Source organism: Myxococcus sp. MISCRS1 (assembly GCF_026626605.1).
Lineage (GTDB): Bacteria > Myxococcota > Myxococcia > Myxococcales > Myxococcaceae > Myxococcus > Myxococcus fulvus.
The window spans coordinates 5,814,611-5,835,076 of sequence record NZ_JAPNKB010000001.1; the positions used below are offsets into that span (position 1 = coordinate 5,814,611).

Sequence of the window (20,466 nt, forward strand, 5' to 3'; positions counted from 1 at the left end):
TCCGCTCAGAACGCCGAACCACTCGCGCGCCGTCCGGGGGACGCGCGGAGCGTGGGGTTGAGCTGGGGATGGCGGACGAAGGGCGCGCCGGCCTGGGCGTCGGGCGAGCGATTGATGGAGGTGTCGTCCTCGGTGGCCGTGTAGCTCAAGTCATCCACGAGGGCCGAGTCCAGCGCCCGCAGGAACACGGAGTCGCTGCTGTTGTTGAGCCCGAGCGCCCCGGACGAGGCGGACACGGTGTTCGGTGTACCGGGCGAGTAGCCACGATTCCCACCGAACACGACGTACGCCTTGCCCGCGGGGACGATGGTCCCGTTGGCGAAGACATGACGGACGCTGACGGAGTCCGACAAGGTCCACCCGGACACGTCGGCGGGGGCCGTTCCCAGGTTGACCAGCTCGATGAACTCGTAATCGGGGTCCGGCGTGGAGGTGCCGTCGCCGTTCGGGGTGGAGGGCTCGTTGGCGAGGACCTCGTTGATGATGACCCTCGGCGCAGCCGGCGGTGCTCCGCCAAAGGCATAACGGCTGACGACCGGGTAATGGTCGCTGACGACGCTGCCGTAGTTGGGAATCCCCGTGGGTCGGATGACCGTCAGCGAGCCCGGGACGAAGGTCCCGGCGACGCTCGCGTTGACGAGCGTGTGGTCGATGGTGTCGGAGTGGCTGGTGGTGGTGCTCTCCGGGCGACTCGACAGGGCCCCGGTGATGAAGGTGTAGTTCGAGTCGCTGGTGAAGTTCTCGAAGGGCGTGGCCAGCGGGACCCCGGCGACGGTGGTGATGGACACGTCCACGTCGTCATTCCAGTCTCCGATGACGAACACGTTCTGGAGCGCCTGGTTGTCGAGATAGGACTTGAGCCCGAGGCTCGCTTCCCGTCGCCGCCCGTATGAGGACTCATCGGCGAACGCCTTCATGTGCAGGACGATGACGGTCAGGGGCGTGGTCGTCCCTCGCAGGGTGAAGTCGACACGCAGGGGAGGGCGTCCGGCGAAGAGGGATTCGCTCTCCACGAGGATGAGCTCGGCGCTCTGGAACGTGACGCTGTCGTCGTAGAGGATGGCCGGCTTCTGCTCGTTCGTGGAGTAGTAGCCGCCGGTGTTGGGGACGCGGCTCCAGTCATTGGCGACGAAGCCCTGGTGGTTGGGGAGCTGCGCGAGCACGGTCTCGAAGTCCTGATTGTCCACGACCTCGACGAGCCCCCAGATGTTGGCGCCGGTGTCGCGGAGGATGTCGCGGGTGTGGGCGATCTGCAGGTCATCGGGTGCGCCACCCGGAGAGGTGGAGTTCGGAGGGCCCAGGGTGTCCGAGCCGAACCACTCGAGGTTCCAGTGGCCCACGGTGATTTCGACGCCCGCTGGGAGGATGTTGAGCGGCAGCTCGCGTGAGGCGAAGGAGTTCCGGTCGTCGGTCACCACGAACGTGATGCGCGGGGTTCCCGCCGTGGTGGGGGTGCCGGAGAGCGTCCCCGTCGTGGAGAGCGAGAGCCCCGCGGGCAGCGTGCTCGAGGTGCTCCACCGCAGGGGCGCCCTGCCACCGGACGCGGTGAGGGTGACGGAGTAGGGCTGGCCCACGGTGGCGTCGGGCAGGGTCGTGGTCGTCACCGCGGGAGGCGGCTCGATGGTGGTGAACGAGAGGCTCTTGTCCGCGAAGCGGCCGTTGGCGTCGGTGGCGCGCGCGGTGAAGGTGGTGGCGCTCGCGTTCGTGGTGCCGCTGATGAGGCCGGACGTGGAGAGGCTCAGTCCCGAGGGCAGCGTGCCCGAGGCGATGCTCCAGGTGATGGGCGCCTTGCCACCGGAGGCGGCGAGCTGGGTCGAGTACGGCTGTCCGAGCGTGGCGGGCGGCAGCAGGTCCGTGGTGACGCTGGGGAGCGCGTAGACGGAGACCGTGACCTGAAGCGTGGCGGCGCGGCTGGCGACGTCGGTGACGCGAAGGGTGACGGTGGAGGAGGCGGCGGTGGGGCCGAGGGTACCGGACACGAGCCCGTTGTCCGGTGAGAGGCTGAGTCCCGAGGGCAGCGTGCCCGAGGCGATGCTCCAGGAGAAGGGCGCGCGCCCGCCCGCCGCGGTGATGGAGCTGGAGTACGAGGTGCCCGCGTAGCCATCCGCGAGGGTGCCGCTCAGGGAGAGCGGAGCCTCGACGATGAGCGCGAGTGCGCGGCTGTCGGTGCGGCCATTCGTGTCGGAGACGCGCAGGGTGACCGCGTGGGAACCCGTGGTCGAGGGCGTGCCGCTCAGCGCGCCTTGGGTCGACAGGGAGATGCCCGGGGGGAGTGCACCGGAGGCGAGCGTCCAGGAAAGGGTGCCCTGGCCACCCGTGGCGCCGAGGGTGTGTTGGTAGGCGATGCCGCGAGTCGCCTCGGGGAGGCTCTGCGTGGTGATGGTGGGCAGCGTGGAGACGGAGACGGAGACGGAGCGCGAGACCGTGCGGCTGTTGGCGTCACTGGCGACGACATTGAAGGTGAAGTCGCCGCTCTGGGTGGGCTGGCCGTGGAGGAGCCCCTCGCGAGCGAGGGTGATTCCGGGAGGGAGGGGCCCCGTCGTGGTGAACAGGTACGGGGGCTTGCCCTGGGAGGCCTCGAGGGGGCGGGTGACGTTGTCGCGGACGTAGAAGCTCAGCGCGGGAACGGCGGCGAACGCGGGAGGCAGATAGGTCGAGACAGAGACCTCACGCGAGTCCGTGGCGCCGGCGGAGTCCGTGACGCGGAGGACGAGGGTGAAGTCGCCCGACGTGGTGGGCGTCCCTTCGAGGTGGCCCGAGTCGCGGAGGCTCAGTCCGGGAGGCAGCGTCCCGCTGACGAGCGCCCACGTGTACGGCGCCGTGCCGCCGAGCGCGGTGAGGGCCTGGGCGTAGGTCCTGTCCGTATAGGCATCGGGGAGGTGGGTGGCGGTGATGGTGAGGCCGTCGCGGACGGTGAGCTGGAAGGCGGCGGAGGCCGAGCGGTTGTTGGCATCCCGGACCTCGAGGGTGAAGGTCGACGTGCCCGAGGTGGTGGGGGTACCGACGAGGGACAGGGCGTCGAGGCGGAGCCCCGCGGGCAGCGTGCCCGAGGCGAGATGGAGGGAGAGGGGAGGGCGGCCGCCCGAGGCCGTGAAGTTGAACGTGTAGGGCGCGCCGACGACGCCGAGAGACAGGTTGGTGTTGGCGAGTGTCGGCGGGGTGAGGACGGTGAGCTCGAACTGCTTGGAGACGCGGGTGCCGGCGCTGTCCTCGACCTGGAGGGTGGCGGAGAAGGAGCCGACGGCGGTGGGGGTGCCGGCCACGAGGCCCTGGTTGGAGAGGCTCAGGCCCGAGGGCAGCTCACCGCTGGCGAGGCTCCAGACGAAGGGGGAGGTGCCGCCGGAGGCGACGAGGGGCGAGGCGTACGACTCACCGAGGTAGGCGTCGGGGAGCGCGGTGGACTGGATGGAGAGCGGATTGTCGCCGCCATCGGAAGGGCCGGGGCCCGAGTCGGGCGTGTCCGGGAGCTTCGGTGGCGGGGAACTGGAGCAGGCTGCGAGAGAGACAATGAGCAGCAGCGAAAGGGCGCGGCTTGACCGCATGGGGACTCCGGTCCGTCGGAGCAGGAGGTTGTGCTCCGTGGTGCAGTCAACACTGTAGTCACCGGGAATGACATGGATTCAAGGCCGCCCAGGCTGCGGCCAATAAAAAGGCCGCGGCCCCCGAAGGGACCGCGGCCGGTGTCTCAAGAACAGAGAATCAGACGACTACGGCGTCGGACCGCCCGGCGAGATGGGCAGGAACGCGAAGTCGGCGTCATTGTTGTTGGTGTCTCCACCGTTGGGAACGCGCTGGAGTGAGCCAGCCGCCGAGGTCGAATCCGCAGCAGTGGTTCGGGTGCCTTCGACGAAGCTTCGGTCCACGGCTCCCACGCCCGTTTCGATGTTGAACACGGGGTTCTGATTGCCAGGCTCATAGAAGACGGTGTCGATGATTTCTCCCGTGGAGAACTTGAGGAGACCCACGCCGTCGCCAGAGCCGTTCTGGATGATGTCCGTCTGCTGGTTCGAGGCAGACACGATGATCAAGCGGAGAACACCCGGGAGCGGGTTGGCCGCGAAGTAGTTCGCGGACGCGGCGACCAGGTATCCCCCAGCAGGCAGCGACGTCACCGTAGCGCCACTGGCATCGGTCACGGTGCTCAGCAGGAACTCCTTGTACGGGCGGCGCGGCGCGGTGGCAGGCGCATCGCCATTGACCAGGAGCAGGCGAAGGTCACTCAGGTCGGCGGCCGCGTTACCGCGGTTGTAGATTTCGATGAACTCCGCGTTGTCCGTGCCGACGTTGTCGTAGTCAATCTCGTTGATGACGAGAGAGGCGCCCTCGGGCGGAGGCGTGAAGCCGGTGAAGTTCGCGCTGTTGTTCGCGGGGTTGACCGGCTTGCCGCTGAGGTCGGTGACCTCGCCCGTGACAGTCGCCGTGTAGGCCGTCGCCGGCGTCTGCTCGTTGGTGGTGAGAGTCACGAGCGCTCCCTCGACCGAGGCACCCGAGACCGTCAGGTTGGCGATGGTGAAGTCCGCTGCCTGCACCGACGCAGCATCAATCTTACGGTCGAAGGTGAGCCGGACCTCCGTGGCGGACACGCCAGTGGCCGTGAGCAGCTTCGGTGCCGGGCAGTTGAGCGTGATGTCCGAAGCGGAGAAGGCCGAGGGCTGCGCCGTGGCGCCGAACCGCCACATGGGACCCACGAGGGTGAACTGGCATCCCTGCACGACTTCCAGCGCCGGTACGAGGCTCGTAGGCAAACGCAATCGGAGGCCATCGGCAGCCGTGGTGACACCTTCCGTGGTGAACCGATAGCCGGTGAAGCCAGTTCCCTGGCCATTCCCGGTATCAGTGATGGTTCCCGACAGCGAGATGAGCTCGTACGCGTAGGTGTCGAGTGCACTGATGAGGTCGGTCGCGCTGGAGCGGTTGACGACGAGTGAGCTCACGCTGTGGCCTTGGCTGAGACGGGCGAAGTTCGTGACGGTCTTGGCCTCCTTGATCTCGCTGGTGACCACCTTCTCGGTGACGGTCAGGCTGACGCGGTCTCCCACAGAGACTTGGCTCAGGGCCGCAGCATCGGTGACCAACATCGCGGGACCATTGGGCTCCGCCTGGAGGAAGAAGCCCACCTGCTCCGTGGCCGCCTGCCCCTGCACGGTGGGCTTGATGAACGTGACATACGCGCCGTTGACCGCCTGGTTGATGCCCGCGGGCTCCGCAGTCAGGAACGCCGTAATCTGGGCGCTGGTCTCCGCCGCCGTCGGGCCCGGAGCCGTCTCGCACGCGTTGGTCGTCGTGTTGCAGACCTGACCCGCCGAGCAGCTCGCGTTCGTCAGACACTGCACGCACGCCGTGCGGTTGTTGCAGACCGGCTTCGTCGGGTCCACACCCGCGCACTGCGCGTCGGTGACGCAGACCTCGCACTGGCCACGGCCGTTGTTGCCCGTCGTGTCGCAGAAGTCACGGGCGCTGTCCGGCACGCCGGCGCACTGCTCGTTCGTCGTGCAGCCGCACAGGTAGTTCGCGTTGCAGGCTGGCTTGGTCGCATCGCAGTGCGCGGTCTGGTCCGCGGTGCACTCGACGCACGCCGTCGGCGTGGTGTCCGTGCGGCAGACCGGGGTCGACGGGTCGCACGAGGCGTTGTCCGCGCAGCCCTCGCAGGCCGTGCCCGTGGCGTTGCACGTCTGCTCACCCTGGCAACCCTCGGTGGCGTTGCACACCTTGCACTCGCCCGCGCCGTTGTTGGCCGCCGTGTCGCAGATGTTGGTGGGCGAGGAGCAGCCCAGGTCGGGGCTCGTCGCCGAGTCCACGCAGACCTTGCACGCGCCCGCGCCGTTGTTGGCCGCCGCGTCGCAGATGGGCGCCGTGGCCGAGCAGCCGTTGTCCTGGCCGTTGCCCGTCGCGGAGTCCGTGCACGCCTTGCAGACGCCCACGCCGTTGTTGCCGGCGGTGTCGCAAACCGGCGTCTCGGCGGAGCAGCCGTTGTCCTGGCCGCTGCCCGTGGCCGTGTCACGGCACGCCGTGCACACGCCCTTGCCGCTCGCGCCCGTCGGGTCGCAGATGGGCGTCGTGGCGGAGCAGCCCTCGTCGGTGCCCGCGGCCGTCGCCGTGTCACGGCAGGTCTTGCACACGCCCGTGCCAGAGCTCACATCGCAAATCTCACCCGTGGCGCAAGCCGGGCTGCACGTCACGCCCGCGTCCGGCGTGCCCGAGTCGGGGGTACCGGAGTCCGGCGTGCCCGAGTCCGGCGTACCGGAGTCCGGCGTGCCCGCATCCGGCGCCGGCGGCTGCGTGATGGGCTCCTGCTTGCAGGTGCCATCGTCACAGACCCACTCATTGCCAGCGCTCGGCTGGCCGTTGTCGGCGCGACAGTCAAACTGGTCGACGCACTCGTCTCCACAGCCCGTGCCCAGCGTGACGAACACGGCGGTCATGAGAGCTGGAAGCCAATTTCGCTTCAGCATGCGGTCCCCTCCATTGGGATGCGGCAGGTAGTAGCCCCGCCCCCTTACACCCGAACCCGGAGAGGGTCCATTGCGGGGCCCGCGTGACACCGCCATGTCACGCGGGATTCCCTTGAAAAGTCAGGCTTTCACGGAGTCTTGCGGGGTGTCTGGCCGCGTTGACCCGCGTACAAGTCGATGACCTGTGAAATCGCGCTCTGACACACCGCGCAGAAGGGTACCCGGTCCCGCGTGAACATGACGCAGTCGAGCTGGGGTCGGTAATACCCACGCGCCTCGTAGTTCGCGCCCTCGAAGGCGCCCACTTTTCCCGAGTACTTCTGGGAGGAGAGGAACCTCTCCTCCCAGTCGCGCTGGGCGATGAACAGCGAGTCCATCTCCGACTCCGGCTTGCGCTGGGCGCGGACCTGGCGGCGGCGCTTCTGGATGTCGTTGGAGTGGTTCTCGTAGGCCTCCTTGCCCCAAGGGGTGGGCAAGGGTGTCCCAGTCGTCACCAGATGCTTCCACTTGATCTGCTCGGGGTCCTTGAGCGCGGTGACGTTCTTCTCCCACGGCTCCAGGCGGTCCTCGCTGGGGACGTAGACGGACTCGGAGGTGTAGTACTCGTCCGCGAGCCCCGCGAAGTGGTGGCCGAACTCGTGGACGAAGACGTAGGGGGCCCACAGACTGTCGGATGCCACCGTGCCATAGAGGCCGAAGATGCCTCCGCCTCCGTAGGTGTTGCCGTTGGAGAGGATTTCCACGAACTCGTAGGGCGCGAAGGCGGACAGCTCGCGGAACGCCTTGTTGTCGAAGGTGAGCACGTAGCGCTCGCTGCCGAACGCGTCATACGTGGTGCCCACGGGCGAGCGCTTGTGGACGCCGGTGGAAGGCCGGGAGATGCCGGACTGCGTGGCGGCGGGGACGAGCCCCCAGACGTTGAAGTCCGCCTTGCGCTCCTTGAAGGGCGAGAAGGTGAAGAGGATGTCCACCATCCGCCTGGCGTCCTTCTCGAACTTACCGCGCTCGGCCTGGGTGTAGCCGTCACCGAGGATGAGCAGGTCCACCTTCTGCTCCGGCGGCCCGTTCTCCAGGAGCTTCAGGAGCGGGCCCGGCGCGGGAGGCGAGGACGGGTCCACGAACATGCCCTTGGGGTCGACGACGAGCGACCACACCTCGCGGAAGGCGTTCTGTGCGTCGCGCTTCTTCACGAGCACCTGCACGGGGCGCTCGGGTGTGGGGAAGCGCAGGGACTCGTGGAAGGTGCGGTTCTCGCTCTTCGCGTCGGTGGTCAGCTCCCACTCGCCATAGATGGAGGCGAAGCCGCGGGAGAAGAGGAGCTGGTTCGTTTCACGGTCCCGGACCTCGTAGAGGTACTTGCCGAGGTTGGTGTCATCGATGGTCCGCTGGGGATGTCCCGGCCAGGGCAGCGGCTCGATGACGACCTTGTCGAGGCTGAAGCGCTCCTCGGTGGCGTTGCCGGTGTGGAAGTAATCCACCCGGAGGGTGCGAGGGGCCGCGGCGGAAGCGCTCGTGAACAGCAGCAGGAGGGCAAGTAGGGCTCGCGTCATGCGCGGCACTCTACGCCGCGGATGCGAGGCTGGCGCGCCACGTGCGCGAAAGCGCGGCCTTCCTGACGCAGAGAGGCACGGCAGGCCCACTCCAAGCGAGAGTGGGCCGTCGCCAGGTCATGAAGGCGCGAAAGTCAGAAGGTTCCGGAGAGGCTCGCGGAGAAACCGTCACCATCCGTGGCGACACCCACGGAGACAGGCGGGGGCGCCTCGGGTGAGGGCGAGAGCAGGAAGAGCACTGCGCCCGTCACGGCCGCGGCACCGCCTCCGACCAGCAGCCCCGTGAGGAGGTTGTTCTTCTGCACGAGGGAATCTCGCAGGCGCAGGGACTCCTGGTCCGTGGAGCGGATACGACCGTTCTCGAGCCGCTTCTCCAAGTCGTTCACGTCCTTCTGAGCCAGCAGTCGCACCACGCCCGCGCCACCCAGCGCGGCCACGCCCGCACCGAGCAGGACGTAGGACGCCACCCGCAGGCCGGGAGTGGACTGGGATGCAGTGCCTGTGACGCCCTCCGTCAGGCGGTCCGGCGCGCTGACATCCAGGCCGCTTGCCGGTGGAGTTCCGTTTTTGTCCGTGGTGCTGGGCTGCTCCCAAGGCGCGCGGCCATTGGAGTTCATCACCACGAGGTTGGAAGGGGAGCGCCCCGTGGTCACGAAGTCGACGAGCGCGGAGAGTGCTTCGGCGGGAGCGTCGAGGCCCTGGGTCTTGAAGCCGCCTTCACGCAGCTTCTGGCCGCCTTCGACATTGAGCACGGTGGCCGCGAACCACTTGGGTCCGCTGCTGGGGCGCTCCAGGCGCACGACGATGACCTCCTCGACGCCGAGCGTGCCTCCCAGTCGGACCGCGTGGCTCAGGGTCCGCTCGTCACTGCCGTCCGTCGTGGTGAGACAGGGGAACGGCGTGGCGATGATGGAACCCTCGTAGGCGAGGTCGACGAGCAGCGGTGTGTCCGCGCCTTGCGCCTGGATCTGCCGGGGGAAGCTGATGGCGTCGCCCTTCATCACGGTCAGGTCATACGTGCCCGCCGGCACATCGAGCGTCATCGGCGACTGGCCCACCTTGAGGCCATCCAGATAGACGTCCGAGGTCGGCAGCGTGGACCGAATCGAGAGCCTCACCTTGCGAGCCTGATTCATCTCCCGCCGCAGCTTCTCGAAGCTCTGCCTCACGGAGGGGGCGAAGTAGTCGGGGTCGAGCGTGTATGTGGGCTGAAGCCGCAGTACATTGCGGAACGCGGCGTCGCTCTCCTTCTGCCGAGACATGGCTCGGTAGTTGATTCCGTGCAGGAGCTGGGCGCTCACGAAGAGCTTCCGGCGTGCCTCTCCAACGGGGAGCCGGTTGATCTGCTGGAGCGCCTCGTCGACCAGTTGTGCCGCCTTGGCGTTGCGGTTCTCGTAGAAGTGGTCCTGCGCCGAGTCGAGCTGGCGTTGGAGGTCCTCGTAGCTCTTGCTGGGTTGAGGGAAGAGCCGCTCGCTGAAGCCCTCCGCGCTCAGGACGTCCTGCTCGGGGCGGGACACGAGGGCGCCCAGGAATGCATTGGCCTGGCTTCCCAGCTCTGCGTCCTTGCAGTCGCCACTCGCGACGACCATGCGCCGCGGTGCCGCGAGTCCGAGTACAGGAAGTGCCGTGATGAGAAAGATGAGGAGTCGGAGGGCTGACATCGGGAAGGTCCGTGGAGTGGTACCGGGTGGCTGCCAGGATTTGTGCCGAACGCGATGACGAGTTTTGAAAACTATCGATTGAAGCGACGCACGCGCATCCGGGTTCCCGTTCCAGTACTTTCCTGCCAGGAGAGGATGATTTCGCCAAGCTTCATGCTTTGAAGCGAATGGAAACTGGTGAGGGGCGCGCCGTCATTCGCCAAAGAGCTGTCGTCGAGGGACTCCCACTGCTGTCCGGTCCAACGGGCTGCGTGCAATCGGTGCTTCGGGGAACTGTGGCCGGTCCAGGCGATAAATGGGGTTCCAGATGCATCTGTTTGGAGTGCCGGGGCCATCATGGTCAGATCCCCTGACAGAGGCATTGTCGCGGGCCCCAGGAGCGTCCAGGCGGAGTCATGCCATCTGGAGGTGGTCACTGCTTCGTGACCATCGCCTGCAGTGTAGAGCCACGAGAGAATGGGAGTATCTGAGGGGCCAATGGCCAGAGAGACATACGGATCTTGGTTGAGTATCTCGAGATCCTCTTGAAAAAGAGGCTCCCATACGTCGTTGTGCAACTGGCCTGCATGGACGGCGTAGATGTTGAATGGGTTTTTTGCGATCCAGGCCATCGTGGGGATGTTGTTGCTCGCATATTTGAGGATGGGGGGATAGTAAGCCTCCTTCGTTTGCTCTTGAATGTTGAAGCAGGCACCTTGGATGTACCAATTGCCTGCACTCCACTCGGCAGCGCAGATGGTTGAGTTTCCGGAGGCATCTCGTTCTGCCCAGGTGATGGCTGGACGACCCGACGCAGTCCATGTGAGGTATGGTGCGGTCTTGTAGATCTTGGCGTCGTCCTCTTCGATACTTGATATCCCCATCGGGCTCCAATTTGTCCCGGTCCATTGGGAAGCGTGGATGCGCGCGCTGTATGGGCTTTGGTTGTGCTCCTGCATCCAGGCAACTATCGGATGGCCCTCTGGATTGAGAATGAGTGAGGCCTTGGAAATGCCTGAGATGGTTGAGGAAGCCACTCCTGATGAGCCATAGTCTATCCACTCGCCATTCGCAAAACGCCTGACACGAAGATAGCTGTATGAAGATCTTGTGTCGTGCCATGTTGCAATCAGGTTGCCGGTGGAGTCGAAGGCGTAGCTCCCCATTGTTTCGGCGCTGGAGAAGGACGTGCGCGCCCCATCTCCCGTCCCCCACGGAATCCAGAACGGAACCACCCAATCCCAGCCACGTGACTCGGGCACCAGACTGTTCCCCGCCAGATCCACCACGGACTCCGTGAGCACCAGTCGAACCGGGTTCGACGGCGCATAACCCTCGCCCGGGGACACCGTCAGCGTCTTCCCATCCCCCGACAGACCCACGGTCCGGGACACTTCCGAGTCACCCACCGTGAGCCGGACCGTGGTGCTCGTCACCGTGTCCACCCTCATCGGCTCCGAGAACTCCGCCTGGATGGGCGCCTTCACCCAGACCATCTGTGCGCCTGGCTCCGGTGTCCGCGTCACCAGCCTCGGCGGCGTCCGGTCCACCACCACTTCCCGCGACTCCCCCTCGAACACCGTCTCCCCGAACACCGTCCGGGTCCGCAGCGTGTGCTCCCCCTCCGCCTCCACCGTGGTGTCCCACGCATACACGTACGGAGGCTCCAGCACCGCGAGCACCTCTCCGTCCCGGAGCAGCTCCAGCCGGTCCGGGACATTCCCCGCGAGCTCCAGCCGGACCTCCAGGACGCCATTCGTATGGGCCACTCCCGCGGGCGCGACGATGCGCACCTCACTGTTCACGGGAGTGATTGCCGGCACCTCGATACAGGCCGGCGAGGACAGAAGGACAGCAGCCACCCAGGGCAGCAGGACAGGTCTTGGAGTGCGCATCACGAGACGTCGGTGCAGGCCCCATTCCGTTGCCCACAGGACAGTCCTCCGCACATAGCAGCCCTCCCTCACCCCCTTCAAACCCCCTGCTTTCAACTGCTTACCCTCGACTCCCTCCCCCTGTGCCCCAGGTGGAATCCTCACGGACCCGTCCCGCGCCGGGACCCCCGGTCCGGACGAGGAAACCGCTCCGCCGCCCGCCCTCCTGGGGAGCCCCACGGGGCACGGGGCGCCGCCCGCCTCCATCCCCATCTTGGTCCAAGGGGTCCGTCGCCACGGCCGCGACCACTCACCCACGGGAGACTTCGCACCCATGAAGCGTGCCTGGAAGAACCGCGTCGTCGTCATCACCGGAGCGTCCAGTGGCATCGGCCGCGCCACTGCCCTCGCCCTCGCCAAGAAGGGCGCCCACCTGGTCCTCGCCGCCCGCCGCGAAGACCCGCTCGAGGACCTCGCCCATGAGTGCGAAGCCCGGGGCGTCCGCGCCGTCGCCGTCCCCACCGACGTCTCCGACGCCACCTCCGTCCAGGCCCTCGCCCAGGAGGCCGTGCGAGCCTTCGGCCGCTTCGACGCGTGGATCAACAACGCCGGCGTCTACCTCATGGGCAGCCTGGAGGAGACCCCCGACGACGCCTTCCGCCAGCTCATGGAGACCAACTTCTTCGGCACCGTCAGCGGCACCCGCGCCGCCGTCACCCAGTTCCGCCGCCAGGGCTACGGCACCCTCGTCAACGTCTCCTCGTCCTTCGGCGCCGTCACCGCCCCCTACGTCAGCGCCTACGTCGCCTCCAAGCACGCCGTGCGCGGCTTCACCGCCTCCGTCCGCCAGGAGCTGCTCGACACCGGCATCCACGTCTGCACCGTCATGCCCGCCGCCATCGACACGCCCCTGTGGCACCACACCGCCAACTACACCGGCTGGCGCGTGCGCCCCGTCGAGCCCGTCTACACCCCCGAGCGCGTCGCCCGGAGCATCCTCCTCGTCTTGCGAAAGCCTCGCGCCGAGGTCCTCGTCGGCCCCGCCGCCCGCGCCTTCGCCGCCATGCACGGCCTGATGCCTCGCACCTTCGAGCGCACCATGAACGGCGCCACCGAGGCGCATCACTTCGAGGACGAGCGCCAGGGCGCCACCGCCGGCAGCCTCTTCCGCCCCATGCCCGAGGGCACCGCGGCGTCCGGCGGCTACCACTCGAAGGGCAAGCAAGCCCTGCGCCGCCTCCTCTTCGCGGGGGGCGTGGTCGCCACGGCCGCCTGGCTGGGGAGGAGGGAAGCCCGAGGGCGGCTCGGCGCACGTGTCGCCCACGCACTGGGCGTGTGAGACACACATTGTCGTCACGGGGCGAGTCCCTCGCGTCCCGTGACCGGGCCATGACACGGCCCGGGGAAAGTCCGGCCGCCATGACCGACATCGCCGTCCTCGTCAACTTGCGCGCACGCCGTGGCTCCGAGGGAGTCGGCGGCCTGGTGCAGCGCTTCCTCCCCCGTGCCCGCGTGGCGCTCACCCGCTCGCTCGACGAGGCCCGTCACTGGATTTCCGACCAGCTCCGGCCCAACCCGCCCTCGCTCCTCCTGGCTGGCGGCGGCGATGGCACCATCACCGGGCTGCTCAACGAGCTGCGCGCGGCGGGCGTGGCGCTGCCCGCCATCGGCGTGCTGCCCATGGGCACCGGCAACGCCTGGGCCCGGGTCACCGGCGCCCCGAAGCCCTCCGTGGCGCTCAAGCAGATCGCCGCGATGAAGAACGACCTGCCGCCCTTGCGGCCCTTCTCGCTGGTCCGCGTGGACGGCAAGGTGGCTCCGTTCGCGGGCACCGGCTGGGACGCGGAGATGATTCAGGACTTCAAGGATCAGCTCGCGGCCTCCGGCCCCCTGCGCAGCCAGCAGGCGGGGCTGCGCGGCTACCTCACCGCGATGTTCACCCGGACGGTGCCCCGGCACATGTTCGGCGGCGGCAACCCCCGCGTGTCCGTCTACAACCTGGGCGACGCGGCGCTCACCGTGGACGCGAAGGGCCACGTGGTCCCCGTGCCCAACAGCGAGAAGGGCGCGCTCCTGTACGAGGGCCCGGCGGGCGTGGCCGGCGCCGCCACGACGCCCGAGTGGGGCTTCGGCTTCAAGGCCTTCCCCTTCGCCCAGAAGGTCCCGCACCGGCTCTCCGTGCGCGTGTACGGCGCGGGCGTGCTGGAGGCCACGCGCAACATGTTCAAGCTGTGGCGCGGCGAGCACCCGCTGCCGCACATGAACGACTGGTTCGTGCAGAAGCTGCGCATGGACTTCGACCGCGAGGTGCCCTTCCAGATGGGCGGCGACGTCATCGGTCTGCGGCGCTCGGTGGAGTTCGACCTGGCCGAGGAGAGCGTGCAGCTGGTCGACTGGCACAAGCTGTCGCGCATGGTGAAGGCCTGAGCCTCCCGCCGGCGGCGCGTTGACTCGGGTGTGCTCCGGACACTATGCCCGGTGTCCGTGAGCCACACCTACGAGTACCCGAGACCGGCGTTGACGGTGGACTGTGTCGTCTTCGGCCTGGATGACGACGACCTGAAGGTGCTGCTCATCCAGCGCGGCGTGGAGCCCTTCCAGGGGCGGTGGGCCCTGCCCGGCGGCTTCGTGCGCATGGACGAGTCGCTGGACGAGGCGGCCCGGCGCGAGCTCGAGGAGGAGTCCGGCATCCGCCCCGGGCACCTGGAGCAGCTCTTCACGTTCGGCGCGCCGGAGAGAGACCCTCGGGGTCGCGTCGTCACGGTGGCGTACTTCGCCCTGGTGAAGCTCAGCGCGCACACCCTGCGCGCGGCCACGGATGCGCGCGAGGCGGCGTGGTTCTCCGTCTGGGACACGCCCAAGCTGGCGTTCGACCACGCGGACATCCTCAACACCGCGCTCCAGCGCCTCAAGGGCAAGGTGCGCTACCAGCCCATCGGCTTCGAGCTGTTGCCGCCCAAGTTCACCCTCACCCAGCTCCAGCGCCTGTACGAAATCGTCCTCGAGCGCGAGCTCGACAAGCGCAACTTCCGCAAGAAGATCCTCGCCATGGACCTGCTCGAGGAGCTGGACGAGGTGGAGCAGGACGTCTCCCACCGCGCCGCTCGCCTCTACCGGTTCGACCACAAGAAGTACCGGCAGTTGGAGAAGGCCGGCTTCAACTTCGAGCTCTGAGCCCCCTGGAAGGCCCCTCCCCGGAGGGCGAGACGCGCTCGCGTTGACATCGTGTAGTTTAGACACTATGTTGGTGTCGTAGGTACACGAACAGGGGCCATGAGGCTCCGCGAGACCACGTCCGTGTCTGCCATTGCCCGCGTCGCGGGCCAGGGGAGAGCCATGTCCTCGTTGCCCTTCGAAGTCGCCGCGGGCTCGGTGCTCGGCCGGGAGCATGCTCGGGCGGGCCGCAACAACCAGGATGCGTGGTGTGTGCGGACGAGCGAGCACGGGCTGGTGGCGGTGGTGGCGGACGGGTGTGGCAGTCAGTCGTGCAGCGAGCTGGGGGCGCAGCTGGGGGTGCGCCGGGTGGCACAGGCGGCGCTGACGCGGTTGGCGGAGGACGAGCGTGTGGATGAAGCCGGGTTCCTGCCCGGCCTGCGAGAGGACGTGTTGTGTCTGCTCAGCGAGCTTCGGGGGGAGCTCGGTCGCGACACACTGGGGGATTTCCTCTTCACGGTGGTGGGCGCGGTGATGACGCCCTCTCACACGCTCGTCTTCTCCGCGGGGGATGGGGTGTGGGCCCTCAACGGCGAGGTGCATGCGCTGGGGCCCTTCCCGAACAACGCGCCGCCGTATCTGGCGTATGCCTTGTCGCGCGGCGAGGAGGACACTCCGCTCGTGCGTCAGGCGCTGGTGCCCACGGAGGACGTGCACGCGCTCCTGCTCGGCACGGACGGCGTGGCGGACCTGGCGAAGCTCGCGGACGTGGTGATGCCGTCGGGGGATGAGCGGGTGGGGCCGCTGTCGCGCCTGTGGACGGAGGCGCGCTACTTCGAGAACCCGGATGCGCTCCGGCGCAGGCTCGCGATGCTCAACCGCGAGTCGGTCCGCGCCGACTTCGATGCGCGACGGCTCGTGCGCACGCCGGGATTGCTCCCGGATGACACGACGCTGGTGGTGCTGCGCCGTCGCATGGGGAGGGCGTGAGGCCATGGACGTCTGGCTCGAGGGGAAGAAGGTGCGGTTGGACCCTGCGAAGGCGCTCGGCAAGGGCGGCGAGGCGGACGTGTTCGACCTGGGGGACGGCCGCGCGCTCAAGGTCTTCAAGCCGCCTGAGCACCCGGACTACACGGGGCTCGCCGTGGAGCAGGAGGCCGCGCGGGCCCGCATCGACGAGCACCAGCGCAAGCTGCGCGTGTTCCCCACGGGGCTGCCCGGGCGCGTGGTGGTGCCGCAGGCGTTGGCCACGGACAAGAAGGAGCGCACGGTGCTGGGGTACGCCATGCGCAAGCTGGATGGCGTGGAGTCGCTGCGGCGCTTCGGTGAGCCCTCGTTCCGTCGCGCGGGCGCCACCTCGGCGCGCGCGGTGGAGGTGCTGCGCTCGCTGCACCACACGCTCGCTGGAGTCCACGCGGCGGGCGTGGTGGTGGGGGACTTCAACGACCTCAACGTGCTCGTCACGGGCGCGGCGGACGCGCACCTCATCGACGCGGACAGCTTCCAGTTCGGAGGGTTCCTGTGCGCGCTGTTCACCGAGCGCTTCGTGGACCCGGTGCGGTTGAACGGGAAGAGCCTGGTGCCCACGCGCCCGGCGTCGAGTGAGAGTGATTGGTACGGCTTCACCGTGGCGGCGATGCAGTCACTCTTGTGCGTGGGGCCGCATGGCGGCGTGCACCGACCGAAGTCCCCGTCCGCGCGCACGACGACCGCGGGGCGGCTGCTCCAGCGCATCACCGTCTTCCATCCGGAGGTGCAGTACCCGAAGCCCGCGCTGCCGATGCGGACGCTCCCGGATGACGTGCTCCACCACCTCCACCGCGTCTTCGTGGAGGACCTGCGCGGCGCCTTCCCGCTGCCGCTGCTGGAGGGGCTGCGCTTCACGCAGTGCGCGTCGTGTGGTGTCGAGCACGCCCGGCGCGCCTGTCCCACGTGTCAGCCGAACGCGGTGGCGCAGACCACGTCCGTCACCTCGGCGCGAGGTCAGGTGACGGCCACGCGCCTGTTCGCCACGCGCGGAGTCCTGGTGCACGCGAGCGTGGAGGACGGTGTCCCGCGCTGGCTCTACCACGCGGATGGCGCCTATCGCCGAGGGGACGGCCGTGTGGTGATGCGAGGACCGCTGGACCCCTCGCTGCACTGGGCGCTCCAGGGGGACGTGACGCTGGTGGGGCGGGACGGCGTGGTGGCGGTGATGGGGCCGCTGGGCGAGCGGGAGCGGTTGGGGGTGGACGCTCCCGAGGGACGCCCGGCCTTCGCGGCCAACGCGAGACATCGCTACTGGGCGGTGGGGGGCGGACTGTGGCGGGACGGCGTGCACGGGCCGGAGCGCATCGGCGATGTGCTGGAAGGGCAGACGCGGTTGTTCGTGGGACCTCGCTTCGGGCTGGGGTTCCATCGCGCGGGTGGACTCCGAGGCGCGTTCGTCTTCGACGCCGAGCGTCTGGGACTGCGCGACGGGCTGACGCTGCCGTGGCCGTCGGGGCAGCTCGTGGACGCGGACTGTCTCTTCGACGGGTCGCTGGCGTGGTTGTTCCTCGCCGAGCAGACGCAGGGGCGCACGGTGCATCACTGCGTGGTGCTCGGCTCGGATGGCGCGGTGCGGGCGCAGGCGGTGGCCGAGGCGAATGACGGTTCGTGGCTGGGCGGCGCGCTCGGGACGGGACGGTGCGCGGTGGGCGAGGCGCTGTTCTGCGCCACGGACGCAGGGCTGACCCGTGTGGAGCTGCGACAGGGGCGCCTGGAGGCCGTGCGGGACTTTCCCGACGCGGAGCCCTTCGTGGACGCGGGAGCCCGGCTCCTGCTGACGCGTCAGGGATTGGTCGTGGTGGGGCGACAGGAGCTCACCGCGCTGCGGATGGCTTGAGCCGGGTGGATGTCTTTACATGACAGGGGGTCGTGCGATGAGGAAGCAAGTGAAGGAGCTGCCGGTACCTGGGTTCTATCGGGCGGAGCACGCGGGGAAGTACAGCTACGGGCCGGACGCGGGGAAGCTGCAGATGGAGGCGGGCACCTGGCGCAGCGCGAACGGTGTCACCGCGGCCGCGTCGGATGGATTCAACCTGCACCTGCTGCTCATCGACGTGCAGAAGGACTTCTGCTTCCCGGAGGGCTCGCTCTACGTCGCGGGGCGCAGCGGGCGCGGCGCCGTGGAGGACAGCCGCCGCATCGCCGAGTTCATCTACAAGAACCTGGGCACGCTCACGAACGTGACGGCGACGCTCGACACCCACTTCGCGTACCAGATCTTCTTCCCGTCCTTCTGGGTGGACCAGGATGACCAGCCGCTGACGCCGTACCGCGAGGTGACCCGCGAGCAGATTGAGCGAGGACAGGCGAAGCCGAACCCGGCGATGGCGAAGTGGCTGTGCGGTGGCAACTACCCGTGGCTGCTCAAGCAGGTGAAGTACTACTGCGAGGAGCTGGAGCGCGCGGGCAAGTACACGCTGTACCTGTGGCCGCCGCACTGCCTGCTTGGTGGGGACGGGCACGCGCTGGCGGGGGTGGTGCAGGAGGCGCGGCTGTTCCACTCGTACGTGCGCGGCATGCAGTCCTGGGCGGAGGTGAAGGGCGGCAATCCGCTGACGGAGAACTACTCGGTGCTGCGTCCGGAGGTGATGAGCCGGCATGACGGACAGCCGCTGGCGCAGCGCAACACCCAGTTCCTCAAGACACTGCTGACGGCGGACGCGGTGGTGATTGGCGGACAGGCCGCGAGCCATTGCGTGAAGAGCTCCATCGACGACCTGCTCGGCGAAATCGTGGCGCAGGACGCGGCGCTGGCTCGCAAGGTGTACCTGCTGACGGACTGCATGTCGGCGGTGACGGTGCCGGACGGGAAGGGTGGTTTCGCGGCGGACTTCACGCCGCAGGCGGATGCGGCGCTCAAGCGCTTCGCGGACGCGGGCATGCACCTGGTGCGGTCCACGGACCCGCTGGCGAGCTGGCCGGACCTGCGCATCGGCTGAGCCGCGGTGGTGTCGTGAGTTCGATGACCGCGCCTGTCTCAGGTGGGGCGGGGCGGCGGAGCCATGCCCTCGCGATGAGGGAGAAAGAGAGAGCAGGACATGAGCAGGACGACGAGTGGAGGCCCCCGGACGGCCACGCAGCTCTTCGAGGATGCGCACGCCGAAGGGGTGCTGAGCCCCGCGGGACTGCAGGCGCTGACGGTGGTGGACCTGGGCGCGCAAATCCAGGCGGGCCTGGGCGTGCGGGTGGAGGACGTGCAGGCCAGCGAGGTGGTGCTGGTGACGGTGATGCCGGACGACTCGGGGAGCATCTCCACGTCGGGGCACACGAAGACGGTGTGTGACGGGCACAACCTGGTGCTCGACTCGCTCCTGGCGAGCAAGCAGAAGGACGGCGTGCTCTTCCACACGCGCTACCTGAACGGCCAGGTGCTCAATCCCTACCGGCCGCTGGAGGACGTGGTGCGGATGCACTCGGGCAACTACCGCGCGGACCAGGGGACGCCGCTGTATGACCAGGCGGTGGTGTTGCTGGGGACGGTGCTGGCGAAGTCCCAGGAGTTCAGCGCGAACGGCGTGCCGGTGCGCACGGTGACGCTGTTGATTACGGACGGCGCGGACATGCACTCGAGCCGCGCGCAGGCGAAGGACGTGGCGGCGGTGGTGAAGGACCTGCGGCGGGCGGAGAACCACATCGTCGCGGCGATGGGCATCGACGACGGGAGCACGAACTTCCGGCGCGTGTTCCAGCAGATGGGCATCGAGGACGCGTGGATTCTCACGCCGGGCCAGTCCGAGCGGGAGATTCGCTCGGCCTTCCAGGTGTTCAGCCAGTCCGCGGTGAAGGTGAGCCAGGGCGGCGCGAGCTTCAGCCGCACGGCCCTGGGTGGCTTCGGGCGGTGAGGCTTGGAGTGGAGGTGGGGCCTGCCAGCCCTGCGGGCTGGCGGGTCAAGACGGGCCGACGGCGACTGAACGCGCTATCTTCCGCGCGTGGACGATTACCTCAAGGTCCTCCTCCTGGTGGGGAGCAGGCTGGAGCAGGCAGGCATCCCGTACATGCTGAGTGGCTCCACGGCCATGAACTTCTACGCGCGTCCTCGCATGACTCGCGATGTGGACATCGTCGTCGAACTGGAGGCTCCGAAGGTTCCAGTCCTTCTCTCGCTGTTCCAGGCCGACTTCTCCATCGATGAAGAGGAGATTCGCGAGGCGCTGTCACACCAGTCGCTCTTCAACCTCATCCACTTCGAAACGGTCGTGAAGGTCGACTGTGTCATCCGTAAGAGGTCGGCGTATCGACAGGAGGAGTTTCGCAGGCGGCGAACAGTCGAGCTCCAGGGACAGCGCATCTGGATTGTCTCGCCTGAGGACCTGGTACTCTCGAAGCTTTACTGGGCGCGGGACAGTCTGTCCGAGATGCAGATGGGAGATGTGCGGAACATCGTGGATGCTACGTCCTCGATGGACTGGGCCTATCTGATGCACTGGGCTCGGGACCTGGGAATCGAGTCCTTGTTGGAGACGGTGAAGCCATGAAGGACACCCTGCCTCGTGCCGAGGCTCTCGTTCGCTCGCTGCTCCTGCGCAAGTCAGGGGAAGAGCGTCTCGTGATGGGGGCCGACATGTTCTCCGCCGCGCGTGCGCTGGTCTCAGCCTCGCTACGGGAGCAGGGGCTGACGATGGGTTCCGCCGAGTGGAAGCTCGGGCTCCTCGACCGGACCTACGGCGCGGAGATCTCGCCCGCCCATCGGCGTCGCTTGTTGGAGCGATGGCGTGCCGAGGCGACGCCTGGCTCCACCTCGACATGAGCCGCCCGGGGGCGAAGTCGC

The 20,466-nt window shown here is 68.1% G+C and carries 14 protein-coding genes; 9 read left to right on the plus strand and 5 right to left on the minus strand.

All coding sequences use genetic code 11. From position 1 onward, the window contains the following. Positions 1-5: 5 nt before the first annotated feature. From OWM54_RS23040 to OWM54_RS23060, 5 genes are all read right to left on the minus strand, one after another. Positions 6-3,542 carry a putative Ig domain-containing protein gene (locus OWM54_RS23040; protein ID WP_267698876.1) on the minus strand — a complete coding sequence of 1,179 codons (3,537 nt, stop codon included), beginning with the start codon at positions 3,540-3,542 and terminating at the stop codon, positions 6-8. Positions 3,543-3,707: 165 nt separating this feature from the next. Next, positions 3,708-6,452, minus strand: coding sequence for a lamin tail domain-containing protein (locus tag OWM54_RS23045; RefSeq protein WP_267698877.1), 2,745 nt, complete (start codon positions 6,450-6,452; stop codon positions 3,708-3,710). Between the two features lie 128 nt (positions 6,453-6,580). After that, positions 6,581-8,002: an IgA Peptidase M64 gene (locus OWM54_RS23050; RefSeq protein ID WP_267698878.1), complete on the minus strand. Its 1,422-nt coding sequence runs from the start codon at positions 8,000-8,002 to the stop codon at positions 6,581-6,583. A 134-nt stretch (positions 8,003-8,136) separates the two neighbouring features. Further along, positions 8,137-9,591, minus strand: a complete 1,455-nt coding sequence (locus OWM54_RS23055; protein WP_267698879.1) for a PEGA domain-containing protein — start codon at positions 9,589-9,591, stop codon at positions 8,137-8,139. A 143-nt stretch (positions 9,592-9,734) separates the two neighbouring features. Continuing rightward, positions 9,735-11,447: an Ig-like domain-containing protein gene (locus OWM54_RS23060; RefSeq protein ID WP_267698880.1), complete on the minus strand. Its 1,713-nt coding sequence runs from the start codon at positions 11,445-11,447 to the stop codon at positions 9,735-9,737. Between the two features lie 403 nt (positions 11,448-11,850). Here OWM54_RS23060 and OWM54_RS23065 point away from each other — a divergent pair, with 403 nt between their 5' ends. The 9 genes from OWM54_RS23065 (at position 11,851) to OWM54_RS23105 (ending at position 20,445) form a co-directional block, all read left to right on the plus strand. Continuing rightward, a complete protein-coding gene (locus OWM54_RS23065; protein ID WP_223783790.1) occupies positions 11,851-12,855 on the plus strand; it encodes an SDR family NAD(P)-dependent oxidoreductase in 1,005 nt (334 codons plus the stop codon). Positions 12,856-12,935: 80 nt separating this feature from the next. Beyond that, positions 12,936-13,943, plus strand: a complete 1,008-nt coding sequence (locus OWM54_RS23070; protein WP_223750459.1) for a diacylglycerol/lipid kinase family protein — start codon at positions 12,936-12,938, stop codon at positions 13,941-13,943. A 57-nt stretch (positions 13,944-14,000) separates the two neighbouring features. Continuing rightward, complete coding sequence (locus OWM54_RS23075; RefSeq protein WP_141332218.1) at positions 14,001-14,690, plus strand: NUDIX hydrolase; 690 nt, start codon at positions 14,001-14,003, stop codon at positions 14,688-14,690. A 162-nt stretch (positions 14,691-14,852) separates the two neighbouring features. After that, positions 14,853-15,659: a protein phosphatase 2C domain-containing protein gene (locus OWM54_RS23080; protein WP_267698881.1), complete on the plus strand. Its 807-nt coding sequence runs from the start codon at positions 14,853-14,855 to the stop codon at positions 15,657-15,659. Positions 15,660-15,663: 4 nt separating this feature from the next. Beyond that, a complete protein-coding gene (locus OWM54_RS23085; protein ID WP_267698882.1) occupies positions 15,664-17,535 on the plus strand; it encodes a hypothetical protein in 1,872 nt (623 codons plus the stop codon). A 37-nt stretch (positions 17,536-17,572) separates the two neighbouring features. Beyond that, complete coding sequence (locus OWM54_RS23090; RefSeq protein WP_141332215.1) at positions 17,573-18,637, plus strand: nicotinamidase; 1,065 nt, start codon at positions 17,573-17,575, stop codon at positions 18,635-18,637. A gap of 99 nt (positions 18,638-18,736) precedes the next feature. Then, positions 18,737-19,540: a hypothetical protein gene (locus tag OWM54_RS23095; protein ID WP_046716976.1), complete on the plus strand. Its 804-nt coding sequence runs from the start codon at positions 18,737-18,739 to the stop codon at positions 19,538-19,540. 87 nt (positions 19,541-19,627) lie between these two features. Next, the gene (locus tag OWM54_RS23100) at positions 19,628-20,173 is read left to right on the plus strand and encodes a nucleotidyltransferase family protein (RefSeq protein WP_141332214.1); all 546 of its coding nucleotides are present in this window, start codon (positions 19,628-19,630) and stop codon (positions 20,171-20,173) included. After that, the gene (locus OWM54_RS23105) at positions 20,170-20,445 is read left to right on the plus strand and encodes a hypothetical protein (protein ID WP_141332213.1); all 276 of its coding nucleotides are present in this window, start codon (positions 20,170-20,172) and stop codon (positions 20,443-20,445) included. Before OWM54_RS23100 ends, OWM54_RS23105 begins: the two co-directional genes overlap by 4 nt. Positions 20,446-20,466 lie beyond the last annotated feature (21 nt).